This is a genomic window from Rahnella aceris (genome assembly GCF_011684115.1).
GTDB classification, from domain to species: Bacteria; Pseudomonadota; Gammaproteobacteria; order Enterobacterales; family Enterobacteriaceae; genus Rahnella; species Rahnella aceris.
Window position 1 is genome coordinate 487,692 of sequence record NZ_JAADJV010000002.1, and the last position, 14,421, is coordinate 502,112.

General features: G+C 52.1%; 11 protein-coding genes. 1 reads left to right on the forward strand and 10 read right to left on the reverse strand.

All coding sequences use genetic code 11. The features are described 5' to 3' along the window. Window positions 1-6 precede the first annotated feature (6 nt). The 10 genes from GW591_RS14560 to uxaC form a co-directional block, all read right to left on the reverse strand. Window positions 7-798 (reverse strand): sugar phosphate isomerase/epimerase family protein, encoded by a 792-nt coding sequence (locus GW591_RS14560; RefSeq protein ID WP_015690503.1) that lies wholly within the window; start codon window positions 796-798, stop codon window positions 7-9. Window positions 799-810: 12 nt separating this feature from the next. Next, window positions 811-1,863: a zinc-dependent alcohol dehydrogenase gene (locus GW591_RS14565; RefSeq protein ID WP_112151039.1), complete on the reverse strand. Its 1,053-nt coding sequence runs from the start codon at window positions 1,861-1,863 to the stop codon at window positions 811-813. Window positions 1,864-1,906: 43 nt separating this feature from the next. After that, on the reverse strand, window positions 1,907-2,752 hold the full coding sequence (locus tag GW591_RS14570) for a carbohydrate ABC transporter permease (RefSeq protein WP_166860876.1): 846 nt from the start codon (window positions 2,750-2,752) through the stop codon (window positions 1,907-1,909). Then, window positions 2,739-3,620 carry a carbohydrate ABC transporter permease gene (locus GW591_RS14575; protein ID WP_166860878.1) on the reverse strand — a complete coding sequence of 294 codons (882 nt, stop codon included), beginning with the start codon at window positions 3,618-3,620 and terminating at the stop codon, window positions 2,739-2,741. Before GW591_RS14575 ends, GW591_RS14570 begins: the two co-directional genes overlap by 14 nt. Window positions 3,621-3,650: 30 nt before the next feature. Then, window positions 3,651-4,943 carry an ABC transporter substrate-binding protein gene (locus GW591_RS14580; protein WP_191996256.1) on the reverse strand — a complete coding sequence of 431 codons (1,293 nt, stop codon included), beginning with the start codon at window positions 4,941-4,943 and terminating at the stop codon, window positions 3,651-3,653. Between the two features lie 105 nt (window positions 4,944-5,048). Beyond that, window positions 5,049-6,728, reverse strand: a complete 1,680-nt coding sequence (locus GW591_RS14585; protein WP_153376082.1) for an alpha-amylase family glycosyl hydrolase — start codon at window positions 6,726-6,728, stop codon at window positions 5,049-5,051. A 194-nt stretch (window positions 6,729-6,922) separates the two neighbouring features. Next, on the reverse strand, window positions 6,923-7,477 hold the full coding sequence (locus GW591_RS14590; RefSeq protein WP_013577199.1) for a YgjV family protein: 555 nt from the start codon (window positions 7,475-7,477) through the stop codon (window positions 6,923-6,925). Window positions 7,478-7,573: 96 nt separating this feature from the next. Next, a complete protein-coding gene (locus GW591_RS14595) occupies window positions 7,574-9,064 on the reverse strand; it encodes a UxaA family hydrolase (RefSeq protein ID WP_037035079.1) in 1,491 nt (496 codons plus the stop codon). Between the two features lie 10 nt (window positions 9,065-9,074). Beyond that, window positions 9,075-10,526, reverse strand: a complete 1,452-nt coding sequence (locus tag GW591_RS14600; protein ID WP_166860880.1) for a tagaturonate reductase — start codon at window positions 10,524-10,526, stop codon at window positions 9,075-9,077. A gap of 156 nt (window positions 10,527-10,682) precedes the next feature. Next, window positions 10,683-12,095 carry a glucuronate isomerase gene (gene uxaC / locus GW591_RS14605; protein WP_112197450.1) on the reverse strand — a complete coding sequence of 471 codons (1,413 nt, stop codon included), beginning with the start codon at window positions 12,093-12,095 and terminating at the stop codon, window positions 10,683-10,685. Between the two features lie 969 nt (window positions 12,096-13,064). On the opposite strand from uxaC, the gene GW591_RS14610 reads away from it, so the two are divergent. After that, window positions 13,065-14,357 (forward strand): MFS transporter, encoded by a 1,293-nt coding sequence (locus GW591_RS14610; protein ID WP_013577203.1) that lies wholly within the window; start codon window positions 13,065-13,067, stop codon window positions 14,355-14,357. The last annotated feature ends 64 nt before the right edge of the window (window positions 14,358-14,421 follow it).

Here is a 14,421-nt window from a genome sequence, read left to right on the forward strand (position 1 = left end):
TGTCAGTCAGAGTAAATTGCGAAGATAAGTCAGTGAATCCTGATAAGCCTGGGTCGGATTTTCTGCCCGCACGCGGCATTCGTAGACGATATAGCCGTCGTAGCCATCTTCTTTCAGTTGCTGAAATGCGCGGCCAAAATCAATGCTTCCGCTGCCCGGCTGGTAACGATGATTGTCAGCAATATGTACATGGCCGAGCAGATCGCGTTGCTGATGGAACGCAGCGCTGAGGCAATCCTCCTCAATACTCATATGGTAAAAATCACCGATAATTTTGACGTGCTCAAGCGCGCCCTCTTCGATATAACGGCGTGCCTCCGCCAGCGTGTTTATCATGTGATCCTGATAACGGTTCAGCGGCTCCAGATACACCGTGGTGCCGGTGCGTCTGGCGACATTTTCCAGCTCCCGCAAGGATGCGCTGACCGCCAGACGGTCGCCCGCCTGACTGCGCGGTGAGGTCATCGGCGGCAGACGGTAGGTAAACATTCCCCAGGCGGCGGGCACGATAATCCCTTTACCGCCGACCTGCGAAAGGGCTTCCAGAATCGCAGTGATTTGCTGCAATCCGTTCAGACGGCGCTCCTCGATGAAATCACCGATCCAACCCTCATAGCCGCCGCAGGCGGTAATCACTGGCAGGCCAGTTTGGGCGATAGCCGCTTTCACTTCGTCGAGATGATTTACCAGCAATTTGCCGTCAATTTCAAAACCGTCGAAACCCATTGCTTTGATAAATTTGAATTTCTCCAGAATATTTTCCGGGAAGAATGCCTGATTTTGTGTACCGATTTTCATGTCTAAGTCCTTTTAGAAAGTGATGCCGAGCTTGATGCTCTGATCAGGATGCTGATCGACGTATTTCATGTAGCTCTCCGCGCTGTTGCTGAACGTGACCACCGGATCGATCAGGTCTTCGCAGTTCAGGTAGCCGTTCATCAGCAGTTCCCAGCAGGAGTCTTCGATGCGTTTACGGCTCCAGCGGGGATAATCGGGATTGGGTTCGCTGCATGCGCGGGAAAAGACAATTTTGGCATTGTTAAAGTGGGCTTCCCGCCCGAGGTTAAAGCCTTCGGCAAAGGGTTTGGCAAAGGCGACATAAGAAATTGTGCCGCCGTAAGCGATACCCCGCAGCGCCGCCTGCAATGCCTGGGCATTGCCGCTGGTTTCGATGATGACGTCCGCACCCTGTTTGCCGGTGAGTTTTTTGATCTCCAGCCCGATGTCAGTACCGATCGGGTTAAACACGGCATCCGCGCCGTTTTTCAGCGCAATTTCCCCGCGTTTTTCCAGCGGATCGACGCCAATCACGATGCTGGCACCGGCCTTTTTCGCCAGTTGCACAGCGATTTGACCGATCGCCCCCAGCCCGACAATCACCACGAAATCGCCGACACGGACATTGCCGTCACGCACACCACTCATGGCGAACTGCGCCGGGTCATAACAGACGGCGTTTTTCCATGAGGCACCGGCGGGCATTTTGCGCAATTTGTAATTGTTCACGGCGTTGACGATCACCGTTTCGCTCAGCGGTCCGTAAGTACAGACATCATCGCCCAGCGCGTAATCCGTCACCTCGCAGCCCTTTTCGCAAACGGTGCCCACCACCATGTTGCCGAGCTGGAATTCGCCGAACACGATACCGCGCGGCGCATCCGCCGGACGGGGGACAAACATGCCCCATTCAGCCGAAAACTCCTCGTCAATAAACGGGCTGACGCCGCGAAAATCTACCACTTCGGTACCGTGTTTCGGTGCGCCAAATTTCACGCGAATTTTGACTTCATATGCCGCGACCGGGCGGTCCTCATAATTCATCAGTTCAGCCACTCGCGGCTGGGTTGCGACCAGTTTTTTCATCGGATATTCCTTCATCTTTAATCAGTCAATATGCGTTTTAACGTCAGCCTTTTACGCCGCCGTCAGTAAGATTGCCTTTGATAAACCGCTCCGAAAGCGCGTACATCAGGACAACCGGCAGCGCGGTCACCAGCGAGGCAGCCATCATTCTTCCCCAGACATAATCCGGTGTGCTGAACAACGTGTTCAGGCCGACAGGCAGGGTGAAATTGGCAGAGCTGGAGAGGAAAATGGAGGCGAAGAGATAGTCATTCCACGCCACCATAAAGCAGTACACAAACACCGAAATGATGCCGGAGATCGCCAGCGGCACGGTGATGTAGAAAATGATTTGCAGCCGGTTAAGCCCGTCCATCATCGCCGCTTCTTCAATGTCGTGAGGAATGGTGTCGAAGTAACTTTTCAGCATAAACACGGCCGTCGGCAAGGTCTGAACCACCATGGTGATCACCAGCGCGGTAGTGGTGTCATACAGGCCCAGCGCCGAAATAATCTTGAACAGCGGCACCACCAGCAAAATGCCGGAAAACATGTAGACGGTATAAAAGCTGGCGTTGATGGTGACGCGCCCTTTAAAACGCAGCCGTGACAACGCATAAGCGCCCAGGATGCCGAAAAACACAGCGATCACGGACGCCAGTACCGACACGGTCAGGCTGTTTTTGAAGTAACTGAGGAACGGGAAAATCTGCGGATTGAAAATATCCACGTAATGATGGAAATCCCACTCCTGCGGGAACAGCGTCGGATGGCGGGAAATCGCCTCTTTACTTCTTTTGAACGAGGTCATCAGCATGATGAAAAAAGGAAATAACATCGCGCCAAGGAAAATCAGCAGGCTGGCATAAAAGCCCGCTTTGCGCAGGATCTTGCGGTTAGTTGCTGCCATTGATATTCACCCGTTTTCTGGCAAGAAGGATCACGATAAAGATCAGGGCAAACAGCACCATGGATATGGCGGCGGCTTTGCCTAAATCGTTAAAGGCGAAGGCGGTTTTATAGAGATACACACCCAGAATATTGACCTTGTTGGTCAGCAGGTAGACGTCGGCAAACATGTAGAACATCCAGATCGCGCGCAGCGTGACCACCGTTGCCAGTACCGGCATGATGGCGGGCAGCGTGACGATGCGGAATTTCTGCCAGGCATTGGCGCCATCCATGCCTGCGGCTTCGTACAGGGATTTATCGACGGTCTGCAAAATCGCCAGAAACGAAATAAAGGCGTAGGGGAAGTAACGCCAGATGGCGAACAACACCACCAGCACGAAGCTGCTGACCGGATTGTCGAACCACAGCGGGGCATCGCTGAACAAATGCAGCATGTCAGCACCGATCACATTCACAATGCCGTAGCCGTTGTTGAACATGTATTTCCAGGCAAATACCAGCGAAATGGAAGGTGTGACATAGGACAAAATCACCAGCGAACGCGCCGTTTTGCGAAAGCGGAACTCACGGTTAAAAAACAACGCGACGCCCAGCCCCAGCCCGGTACTGCCCGCGACGACCAGTGTGGTGTACCAGAACGTCACCCACAACGAGTGATAAAAGCCCGGATCGCTGAGAATGCTGATGTAGTTATCCAGCCCGACAAACCGGTTATCAAGACGCGGATTCAGCGGGATTTGCAGAAAGCTGATCTGGATATTCGACAACATCGGATACGCCACCAGCAGCCCCAGCAAAAAGATGCTGGGGGCGAGCAGAAGCAGCGCAAAACGACCGTCAGAATGGTTAAATTTACGTGATTTCATGATCTTCCCTGACAATTCAGGCTCCTCCGTTTAGCGTTTTTGCATCAGTGCTTCGATACGCTTTTGCCCTTCCGCCAGTGACTGCTGCGGATCCTTCTTCCCGACGGTCACGCCATTGAGCATTTCGCTGAGCACGGCAGAGCCTGTGATATCGCCCATTGCTGCGAAGTTTTTCTCCCCGACGGAACCGAACACCTGCACGTTGGCAAACTCGTTCACCAGCATTTGCGGCAGCGTGCCAAATGCCTTGATCACCGGATTGTTTTGCCAGGTGGCATTACCGGTCACGCCTTGGGTCACCGGCAATGCGGCACCCGGCGACATCAGCACCCAGGCTGTCGCGTTATCCGGTTTTTCGAGGAAGCTCACCCACCGTTCGGCGGCCTCACGTTCAGGCGTATCCAGCCCGTTGGAGATGGTCAGTGAGGTGATGGTGCCGTAAACGGCTTTGGATTTTTCAGTCGGCACGGCAAAACCAAGGTCACCGGCTTTGCCTTCGCTGTACACCGCAGGAAGAATATAAGTGGAGTAAATCGCCATCGGCACCGTGCCGTTCATAAAGGCGTCTTTGATTTCCATGACGTCATTGGAACCGGGCATCGAGAAGGTGGCGAGCTGACGGTAATAATCCAGCGCCTGCTGCATTTCCGGCGTGTTAACCGTGATTTGCCCCTGAGCATTCAATACGTTGGCATCGTTGGAAAGCGCAAACTGCGAGAAAGCCTGTTCGGTCAGAACACTTTCGGCGGTCGGTAACGCAATGCCATATTTTTTCCGCGCGGGCTGATTAAATGCCGTGGCAATGCGGGTGACATCCTGCCAGTTTTGCGGCGCAGAGAATCCGGCGTCGGCCAGTTGTGATTTGTTGTACCAGATCCCCTGTATCCAGCCGTGGATCGGTACGCCGGTGTAATTCTCGCCTTCTTCCGTGCGCACGATGCGCAATACGCCGGGATAAAACTGATCAGCACCTATGCCGTCGATCACCTGCCTGATGGCATCGCGGTCGATCAGCTGTTCCTGATCCATCACTTTGGCGTAATCGTGACTGACTTCAATCACGGCTGGCAGTGCGCCGGTACGGGCCAGCGTAATCACTTTGGTGTTGTAGGCATCTTCTTCCACCGGCACCGGTTTGATGGTGATCTGCGGATTTTCCTGTTCAAATTTCGCGATCAGCTGATTAATGACCACCTGACGTTCCTGCTCGACCGAAGAATGCATAAACTCAATGGTGACCTGTCTCTCTTTGGCGTCCTCACAGGCCGATAAACATAATGCGGATAATAATAATGGAGTTATAAGGATATATTTTCTTTTCATTTTTATATTCATGAACATCTCCTTTGCTAATTTATAGCCAGCCGAAATCACTGGCCTGTGAAATATCACACCCTTTAAATACAAAAAAATAACGGAACATCTTAATTAATGGCGTAACCAGATATACTGATAAGGCTTTAATGTTATCTCCCCGTCACATTTCAGTGAATGATTATAAGGTAAGACCTGATAATCCCCCGAAGGGAGCGTTACCTGAATATTGTTAGCGGAAAGGTTAAACAGACACACTATTTCCTGGTTTCCCTGCCCCCGGATAAAGGCAAACACACTTTCATGACATTCTATGACCCGCATCGGCGCGGAAGGATGAAATGCCGCCTGTTCAGTTCGGCAGATAATTAATTTCTTCAGTTCACCAAATACCCGCGCACGTAATGAATCAGGTTCAGATAATATCTGTCCAATTTCCGTGACATCATATTTCTGCCGGTTAATTGCCCGGTTATGCCCGGTGTTCTCAACCCCCTGAATATCGTTACGCGAACCCAGAATACTTTGGATATACACCGCAGGAACACCGGGGAATGCCAGCAAAATAGCGTGCGCCAGCATGAAGCGTTGCAGACGGATATCGTCGTCGTCCGACTGCCGGTTCAGCGCATCCATATAGGTGACGTTGATTTCATACGGGCTGGTGCTGCCATCCGGATTATTTTTATACGACACCCTCGCGCCTTCCTGTTGCAGCGCATCCACCAGCCTGAGGATCTCTGATTCCGGCAGTAATCCGCGCAACGGGTTCAGGCCAATGCCATCATGCGAAGCAAGAAAATTAAAGAAGGTGGTGGCGGGTGTGCAGGCATCCAGACCGGCGGCCCAGCGTTTCAGCGTTTCCCCGTTTTCACTGTGAATGGCATGCAGAACCAGCGGCGGCAGCGGGAACTGATAGACCATCTGCGCCTCATCAAACCCGTTACCAAAGTAACTGATGTTGTCCTGATGCGGCACATTGGTTTCGGTAATAATCACAGTACCGGGTGAAACATACTCCACCACGGCGCGGAATAGCTTCACCAGTAAATGTGTTTTGGGCAGATGAATACAGGAGGTGCCGGGTTCCTTCCACATGTAACCCACAGCATCAAGACGCACATATTCAGCGCCTTCCGACAGGTATTTCAGTAACACGTCCAGCATGTCGCGCAGTACGTCAGGATGCGCAAAATTCAGGTCGATCTGATCCGCGCTGAAGGTGGTCCAGACATGACGGGTTTCGCCATTTTCAAAGCGGAAAGGCGTTAACAGCGGCGATCTGCGGGGACGGGTCACGGCAGATAAATCACTATTTTCGTTCAGGCTAATAAAATAGTTTTCATATTTCGAATTGCCCGCCAGATATTGTTTAAACCATTCACTGCTCGCGGAAATATGATTACAGACATAATCAAACATCAGCCTTGAAGACTGGCCAAGCTTACGGATATCTTTCCAGTCCCCCGCCAGTGGATTGACCTGCTGATAATCAATCACCGAGAAACCATCATCCGACGAATAAGGATAAAAAGGCAGAAGGTGAACAATATTAAAAACATCCGCCAGATGCTGCTGATAAAAACTATCAAATACTGAAAGTGTTTTTTCTGCTTTGTTCGTGAACTGATCTGCATAGGTGATCAATACCACATCTTTTTCATCCCATCCCTGTTTGGCCGTATAGGTAATCTGATTTCTGGCAACCTCAATGCGTGTAATCAGATCATCTAAGAATACCGCTGACAATTTCCCTGCATATATCTGTTTCAGTAATCCCTGAATAGCGTCCATGATTTTCCTTTTTCCCTTTCCCTTTTTGTGGGACCGCTCCCACGGAATCGGAAATTACTCCTGCGTCCGGAGGTTGTCAACGAGGCAAACAGGCGGAAGGAATCAATAGAGGGGGAAACGCGGAATTATTATTGCAATCTGTGAGCAGATTCAAAATAAGCGGGGTACGCGAATGAAGGACAAAAAAGCAGGGACTATCCCTGCTCATCCATCTTCTGCACTAGCTTCTTCTCGACCTCAAACGGATCGATGCCACGCAATTGCAGGCGGCGGAAGCGAATGATATTAAAACCGTTCATGACCAGAAAACTGCCTTCGATAAGTGAACCGCCAATCGAGCCAAGCCAGATGTTGTGTGCCACCCAGCAGCAGGTTGAGCACCACATAATGCACCGGGTTGTCAGCCCGCTGGTGCGGAACAGCGCCCAGGTACTGACAACTGTCGCACCGACCGGTAAGAGTTCCATCCAGTGATGGGCGCGGCTTAGCCCCAGCACCAGGGTCAGGACGATGAAAATTACCATAATCAACTGGTTACGGGTACGCAGGGAAATCAGTGTGCGCAGAGAATTCAGTAAGGCGCTCATGCCAGCGGGCGCGGCACCCATCATCAGAAAATGCACGCCGATAATGGCGCTGTAGGCAGAAAGCTGTTGTTTGAAACGGCGGTCGCTGCGGTTGAAAAACATCGTGATGCCGACCATGAAGGCCACAACACCAACTGACTGGGCAAACCAGTAATACGTCATTTGTCAGGAGTCTCATACGTGGGGGTCTTGCGCTGCAAAAGCAAACGGCGTTCCATAACTGAAACGCCGTTTCATCCTAACGATAAACCTGACCGGTTACAATGTGACACCGCTTTTAAAAATGGCTAATTCGCGGAAATCATTGAGTTCGTTTTTGGCTTTGCGGCCATCGGCGATCGCCACGATCAGATCCACAAATTCACCCAGCAACTGATCCATACTGACATCGTGGATCAGGCGTCCGGCATCGAAATCGATCCAGTGCGGTTTTTTCGTGGCCAGTTCGCTGTTGGTTGCCAGTTTCACTGTCGGCACAAAACCGCCGTAAGGCGTGCCGCGTCCGGTACTGAACAGCACCATATGACAGCCCGCACCTGCCAGCGCACTGGTGGCGACGGCGTCGTTACCCGGCGCACTCAGCAGGTTCAGCCCCGGCGTAGTCAGGCGTTCGCCGTATTTCAGCACGTCCATTACCGGGCTTTGGCCGGCTTTTTGTGTACAGCCCAGCGATTTTTCTTCCAGCGTAGTGATGCCACCGGCTTTGTTACCCGGAGACGGGTTCTCGTAAATCGGCTGATTATGTTCGATGAAGTACTGTTTGAAATCATTCACCATGTGAACGGTTTTTTCAAACGTACTTTCATCGCGACAACGGCTCATCAGAATACGTTCTGCGCCAAACATTTCAGGCACTTCGGTCAGCACGGAAGTGCCGCCGTTGGCGATCACGTAGTCGGAGAAACGCCCCAGCAGCGGGTTAGCGGTGATACCCGATAAACCATCAGAGCCACCACATTCCAGACCGAATTTCAGTTCGCTGAGTTTACCGGCAACGCGTTTATCGTCACGCATTACAGCATACAGTTCGCGCAGGCGTTCCAGACCGGCTTCCACTTCGTCGTCGAACTTTTGCAGCGTCATGAAACGCACGCGCTCTTCGTCCACTTCGCCCAGCGTTTCACGGAACACGTCCACCTGATTGTTTTCACAACCAAGGCCGATCACCAGCACCGCACCCGCATTCGGATGGCGTACCATATTTTGCAGCATAGTACGGGTGTTCACATGATCGTCACCCAGTTGCGAACAACCGAACGGATGCGTGAACAGGTAAACGCCGTCGGTACCCTCCGCGTCATTGGTTTCTTTCAGGAAACGTGTCTGGATCTGGCGGGCTATCCCGTTGACGCAACCAACGGTCGGGATCAACCACAGCTCGTTACGGATCCCCACCTGACCATTTTTACGACGGAAGATCTGCACATCGCGATCCGCCATCTGTTCCGGCAGGCTGGCGAAATCCGGCTGATACTGGTATTCGTCCAGATCACTCAGGTTAGTTTTACCGTTTTGCGAATGAATATGCACACCCGGCTCAATCGCCGTCAGCGCATGCCCGATCGGCAGACCGTATTTAACAATGTTCTCCCCCGCCGCAATCTGGCGAAGGGCAAACTTGTGGCCACGGGCAACCGGCTGAGCCAACACGACGGTGTGACCGCCTGCTTCGACCTGCTCGCCCGCGTCGATATCGCGCAACGCGACGGCGACGTTATCAGCGGTATGAATTTGAATGATACTTTGCATAGTTGCTCTCTTAGCTGTAAGCCGCCAACGCGTCACGCATGCCAAGGTCTTCAATCGACTGCAATTGTTCGGTCACTTTTGCAGTCAGACCCGGCACGGTATTCAGGTCACGTCCCCAGTGTTCTTCATCCGCCAGCACAGTTTCGACCAGCCCGGCCAACGGCAGGCTGCCATTACGCACGTTACCCCACAGTTCGGAGAAACGGCTCAACCAGTGTGCATCGTCCTGCAGCGGATAAATTTCACCGTTACGTTCACCACGGTAAAACGCCAGCAAGGCTGCCAGTGCAAAGGTCAGGCGCGGAGGCAGAAGCTGATTCTTTTCCTGGCTCGCCAGCAGTTGCGGCAGAATGCGGGTGCGGTATTTGGTCATGCCGTTCAGGGCAATCGACAGCAGCTGATGCTGAATGAACGGGTTGCGGAAACGGCTGAGTACCGCCTGGGCAAAGGACGTCAGTTCATCCTGTGGCAAATCCAGCATCGGCGAGATTTCCTCAGCGATCGCCAGTTCGACAAAGCGGCTGATTTGCGCATCATTCATGGATTCGCCAACGGTGTTCAGCCCTGACAGGAAGGCCACCGGCACCAGCGCGGTGTGTGCGCCGTTAAGGATCGCCACTTTGCGTTCTTTATACGGTTTGATGTCGTCAACCAGACGGATATTCAGCGGCAGCTTGTCCAGACGCAGTTCCTGCGCGAGACTTTTTGGCCCCTGAATGACGAATAAATAGAAGTGTTCGGCACTGTCGAAGAAGCTGTCCTGATAGCCCAGTTCTTCCTGCAGGCTGTCGACTTCACTGCGCGGATAACCGGTAACGATGCGGTCAACCAGCGTTGAGCAGAAGGTGTTGCTGTTTTTCAGCCACTGGGTGAATGCCGCTGGCAATGCCCAAAGTTGTGCGTAACGCAGCACCAGTTCCTGCAACGCTTCACCGTTGTAGTCGATCAGTTCGCATGGCAGCAGAACCCAGCCTTTATCGGCCGCGCCGGAGAAATGGTTGAAACGCTCGAACAGCAACCGGGTCAGTTTAGCCGGGAAGCTGGCCGGAGGCGTATCGTCCGGACGGTCGCTTTCAACATAGCTGATACCGGCTTCGGTCGTGTTAGAAAACACGAAGCGGATATTCGGGTCACGGGCCAGCGCCAGGTATTCATCAAACTGGTGATAGATATTAATTTCGCGGTTAACGGAGCGGATGATCCGGGTATCACGCACCGTTTCCCCCTGCTCGTTCAGACCGCTGATGATGGTGGTGTACAGACCATCCTGCGTGCTGAGTGAAGGCGGAAAGTCAGTGTCAATCGGACGAACAACCACGATCCCGGCATCCAGATCGGTATGTTCATTCAGCAGGTCGATTTGCCAGTCGACAAACGCCCGCAGGAAATTACCTTCACCGAATTGAATAATTTTGTCCGGATGTTGACGGCCAGGGAAGTCACGGCGATTTAACCTTTGCATCTCACATTCACCTTAATTTGCTCAGACTCCGGTCTTTGAGGGCGGGAAAATTGCCCTATGGCCGTCGTTATCTGTTGGGATAGTTGTTTGTTATTTCAATGTTTATTTCAGGAGCGCAGGAACCTGCGCTCCGTCGTGCTACTCAGTTCAAGCCGATCAGTTCAGTTCAATCTGGAAATACTGTTTCGCGTTATCGAAGCAGATGTTTTTCACCATGCTGCCCAGCAGTTCGATGTCTGCCGGTGCTTCGCCCTCTTCCACCCAGCGACCAATCATCTGGCACAGAATGCGACGGAAATATTCATGACGCGTATAGGACAGGAAACTGCGGCTGTCAGTCAGCATGCCGACGAAACGGCTGAGTAAGCCGAGGTTGGCGAGCTGTGTCATCTGACGTTGCATGCCGTCTTTCTGGTCGTTAAACCACCAGCCGGAACCGAACTGCATTTTGCCCGGCATCCCTTCACCCTGGAAATTACCGACCATGGTGCCGATCACTTCGTTATCACGCGGGTTCAGGCAGTACAGAATGGTTTTTGGCAGGCCACCGGCCAGACCTTGCGCGCCCAGCAATTTGGACAGCGGCTCGGCCAGTGGCTGGTCGTTAATGGAGTCGAAACCAACGTCTGCGCCAATCAGCTGGAACATACGGGTGTTGTTATTACGCAGCGCGCCAATGTGATACTGCTGTACCCATTCACGACGTTGATATTCAGAAGCCAGATACAGCAGAACGCCGGTTTTGAACTGAGCAATTTCTTGCGCAGTTGGCGTTTCACCGCTCAGACGACGGGACAGAATGCCGTCCAGCGTCGCATCATCCGCTTCGCCGTAAACCACTACATCCAGCGCGTGGTCTGACACTTTGCAGCCGTGCGCCGCAAAGTGATCCATACGTTTTTTCAGGGCATCACGCAGATCGCTGAAACGGGTAATGGAGACATCCGCCGCGGCTTCGAGTTTCTTCATGTAATCGACGAAGGTTGCCGCTTCAATGTTGAAGGCTTTATCCGGGCGCCAGCTTGGCAGCACTTTGACATCAAAGCCGGAGTCTTGTGCCACCGCTTTATGATGTTCCAGAGAATCAATCGGGTCATCGGTAGTGCCGACCATTTTCACGTTCATCTGTTTCATGATGCCGCGGGCAGAGAATGCATCCTGCGCCAGCAATTCATTACCGCGCTCCCAGATTTCGCCCGCGGTAGACGGGGAAAGCAGTTTACCGGTGATGCCAAACGGACGGCGCAGCTCAAGGTGCGTCCAGTGGTACAGCGGGTTACCGATCGTGTGGGGAACCGTTGCAGCCCAGGCGTCAAATTTCTCGCGGTCGCTGGCATCGCCGGTACACATCCGCTCAGGCACACCGTTGGTACGCATTGCGCGCCATTTGTAGTGATCGCCTTTCAGCCAAATGTCATACAGGTTTTTGAATTTATAGTCCTGCGCAATCAGCTCAGGTGGCAAATGGCAGTGGTAGTCAAAAATTGGCTCATCTTTCGCGTAGTCGTGATACAGGCGACGTGCGAATTCTGTGTCGAGAAGGAAGTCTTCCGTTAAAAACTGCGCCATCTTAGGTTCCTCATCATGAATTCTGTAGAGTTGTCACTCAATGGTGCGAAGTTATCACACCAATTTAAGCTATCGTCCAGTACTTTTTAATGCACCAAAGCCATTAAAATGACTGATTTCATTCCAAAAAAACAAACTAATTCTCTGTAAAATAATGACTTTAGCGTCATCAGCTGCTGGTGCTTATTATCCTCACAATTAGAGTGTCATTTTGTGATGTCACTCAAACTTTAAATCTGTATGACAAGTTATTTCGTACCAAATGTGACAAAACCTAAAAAGTGCGCGCCGGCTTGCGGACATTCAACCGGGCTTCGGCCTCATTATCCTCTTCCCACGCCAGCAGGGCTTATGTAATCCATTTGCCCTTCAGGCGGCCTGCATCGGTCAATTTTTACCAGATAACAGTGTTCATTAACTGTTCACGATAAATGTGATCATTTCGTGAAGTTGTCACACCAATTACGTTTCATTTTTCAGGCTGTCATTGTTAAGCATTGACAGAAAAGTGTGAACCGGATCAATCAAAATACAGTTTTCATTGTAAAATCAAGTAAATAACCGTGAAGTTAAAAAAGTTAAGTAACCACACAATATAAATGTGGTTTTGTGATGTCATTCAAATTTTAAATCTGTATGACAAGTTATCTTTGCATCGCCCGGACAAGAGCGTCAGAGATTACCTGCCACGTCCTTTCGCTGTTTCCGGGCAAAACACTTCCCGGGTGCAGTCAGCCCCATGGCGAAGCAGTAATTCTGGTGTTCAGGACGTTCATCGGACCCTTACGCACAGATAACAATAACGCAGTGCGTAATAACACGGGCAGCTCCCAGTGAAATCATCTGGCGGCAACGTTCCCGAAAACACTTTAAGGAAAGCCAGAACCCCCACGCTTGTTCAGGTGGTGCGAAATACGCCCTGACAGCCTGATGTTGTCATCGCCGGATTATTTACTGGGAGAGAGTTAAATGGGTAAGATTAAAGGGTTACGCTGGTACATGATCGCACTCGTCACCTGCGGCACTGTATTAGGTTATTTGACACGTAACGCCATTGCGGCTGCAGCGCCAACGCTGATGAGCCAGTTAAACATCACCACACAGCAATATTCCTATATTATCGCCGCCTATTCCGCCTGCTACACCCTGATGCAGCCGGTCGCCGGTTACGTTCTCGACGTCATGGGCACCAAAGTCGGTTACGCGATGTTCGCTATTATGTGGGCCATCTTCTGTATGGCGACAGCGCTGGCAAGTAGCTGGGGTGGCCTGGCCATCGCCCGCGGTGCGGTCGGTATGGCAGAAGCGGCCATGATCCCTGCCGGCCTCAAAGCCAGCAGCGAATGGTTTCCGGCAAAAGAACGTTCTATTGCCGTCGGTTACTTCAACGTGGGTTCATCTATTGGCGGCATGATTGCGCCTCCGCTGGTCGTCTGGTGCATCGTGATGCATAGCTGGCAACTGGCCTTCATCATTACCGGCGTACTGAGCCTGATCTGGGCACTGAGCTGGCTGGTGTTCTATAAGCACCCTAAAGATCAGAAGAAACTCAGCGCTGAAGAACGCACCTACATTCTGGAAGGTCAGGAAGCACAGCATCAGACCAACAACGGCAAGAAAATGTCTGCCTGGCAGATCCTGCGTAACCGTCAGTTCTGGGGCATCGCGCTGCCACGTTTCCTGGCTGAACCCGCCTGGGGAACATTCAACGCCTGGATCCCGCTGTTCATGTTCAAAGTGTATGGTTTCAATCTGAAAGAAATCGCGATGTTTGCCTGGATGCCGATGCTGTTTGCCGACCTCGGCTGTATCCTGGGCGGCTATCTGCCACCGTTATTCCAGAAGTACTTCAAAGTTAATCTGATCGTTTCCCGTAAAATGGTTGTCACCATGGGGGCGGTTCTGATGATTGGCCCTGGCATGATCGGTTTGTTCACCAGCCCTTACGCCGCTATTGCTTTGTTATGTGTCGGTGGTTTTGCTCACCAGTCACTGTCCGGAGCGCTGATCACTCTGTCATCTGATGTGTTCGGTCGTAACGAAGTGGCTACCGCCAACGGTCTGACCGGTATGGCGGCCTGGATGGCAAGTACCATGTTTGCACTGGTGGTCGGGGCGCTGGCCGATACCATCGGTTTCAGCCCGCTGTTCGCCGCCCTTGCCGTGTTCGATCTGCTCGGCGCCATCATTATCTGGACAGTCCTGCAGAACCGTTCTGCAGTAGAACCTGTCCCGGCTCCGCTGAAAACCGCAAAAGCCTAAACGTCTGTTCGTCAGCCCGGTAACTCTCTTTACCGGGCTTTGCATTTTTCTGACATTTCTCCCA

Coding starts and splice junctions, on each gene's coding strand:
- GW591_RS14560 (WP_015690503.1), bottom strand. CDS start 798: ATGAAAATCGGTACACAAAATCAGGCATTCTTCCCGGAAAATATTCTG.
- GW591_RS14565 (WP_112151039.1), bottom strand. CDS start 1,863: ATGAAAAAACTGGTCGCAACCCAGCCGCGAGTGGCTGAACTGATGAAT.
- GW591_RS14570 (WP_166860876.1), bottom strand. CDS start 2,752: ATGGCAGCAACTAACCGCAAGATCCTGCGCAAAGCGGGCTTTTATGCC.
- GW591_RS14575 (WP_166860878.1), bottom strand. CDS start 3,620: ATGAAATCACGTAAATTTAACCATTCTGACGGTCGTTTTGCGCTGCTT.
- GW591_RS14580 (WP_191996256.1), bottom strand. CDS start 4,943: ATGAAAAGAAAATATATCCTTATAACTCCATTATTATTATCCGCATTA.
- GW591_RS14585 (WP_153376082.1), bottom strand. CDS start 6,728: ATGGACGCTATTCAGGGATTACTGAAACAGATATATGCAGGGAAATTG.
- GW591_RS14590 (WP_013577199.1), bottom strand. CDS start 7,477: ATGACGTATTACTGGTTTGCCCAGTCAGTTGGTGTTGTGGCCTTCATG.
- GW591_RS14595 (WP_037035079.1), bottom strand. CDS start 9,064: ATGCAAAGTATCATTCAAATTCATACCGCTGATAACGTCGCCGTCGCG.
- GW591_RS14600 (WP_166860880.1), bottom strand. CDS start 10,526: ATGCAAAGGTTAAATCGCCGTGACTTCCCTGGCCGTCAACATCCGGAC.
- uxaC (WP_112197450.1), bottom strand. CDS start 12,095: ATGGCGCAGTTTTTAACGGAAGACTTCCTTCTCGACACAGAATTCGCA.
- GW591_RS14610 (WP_013577203.1), top strand. CDS start 13,065: ATGGGTAAGATTAAAGGGTTACGCTGGTACATGATCGCACTCGTCACC.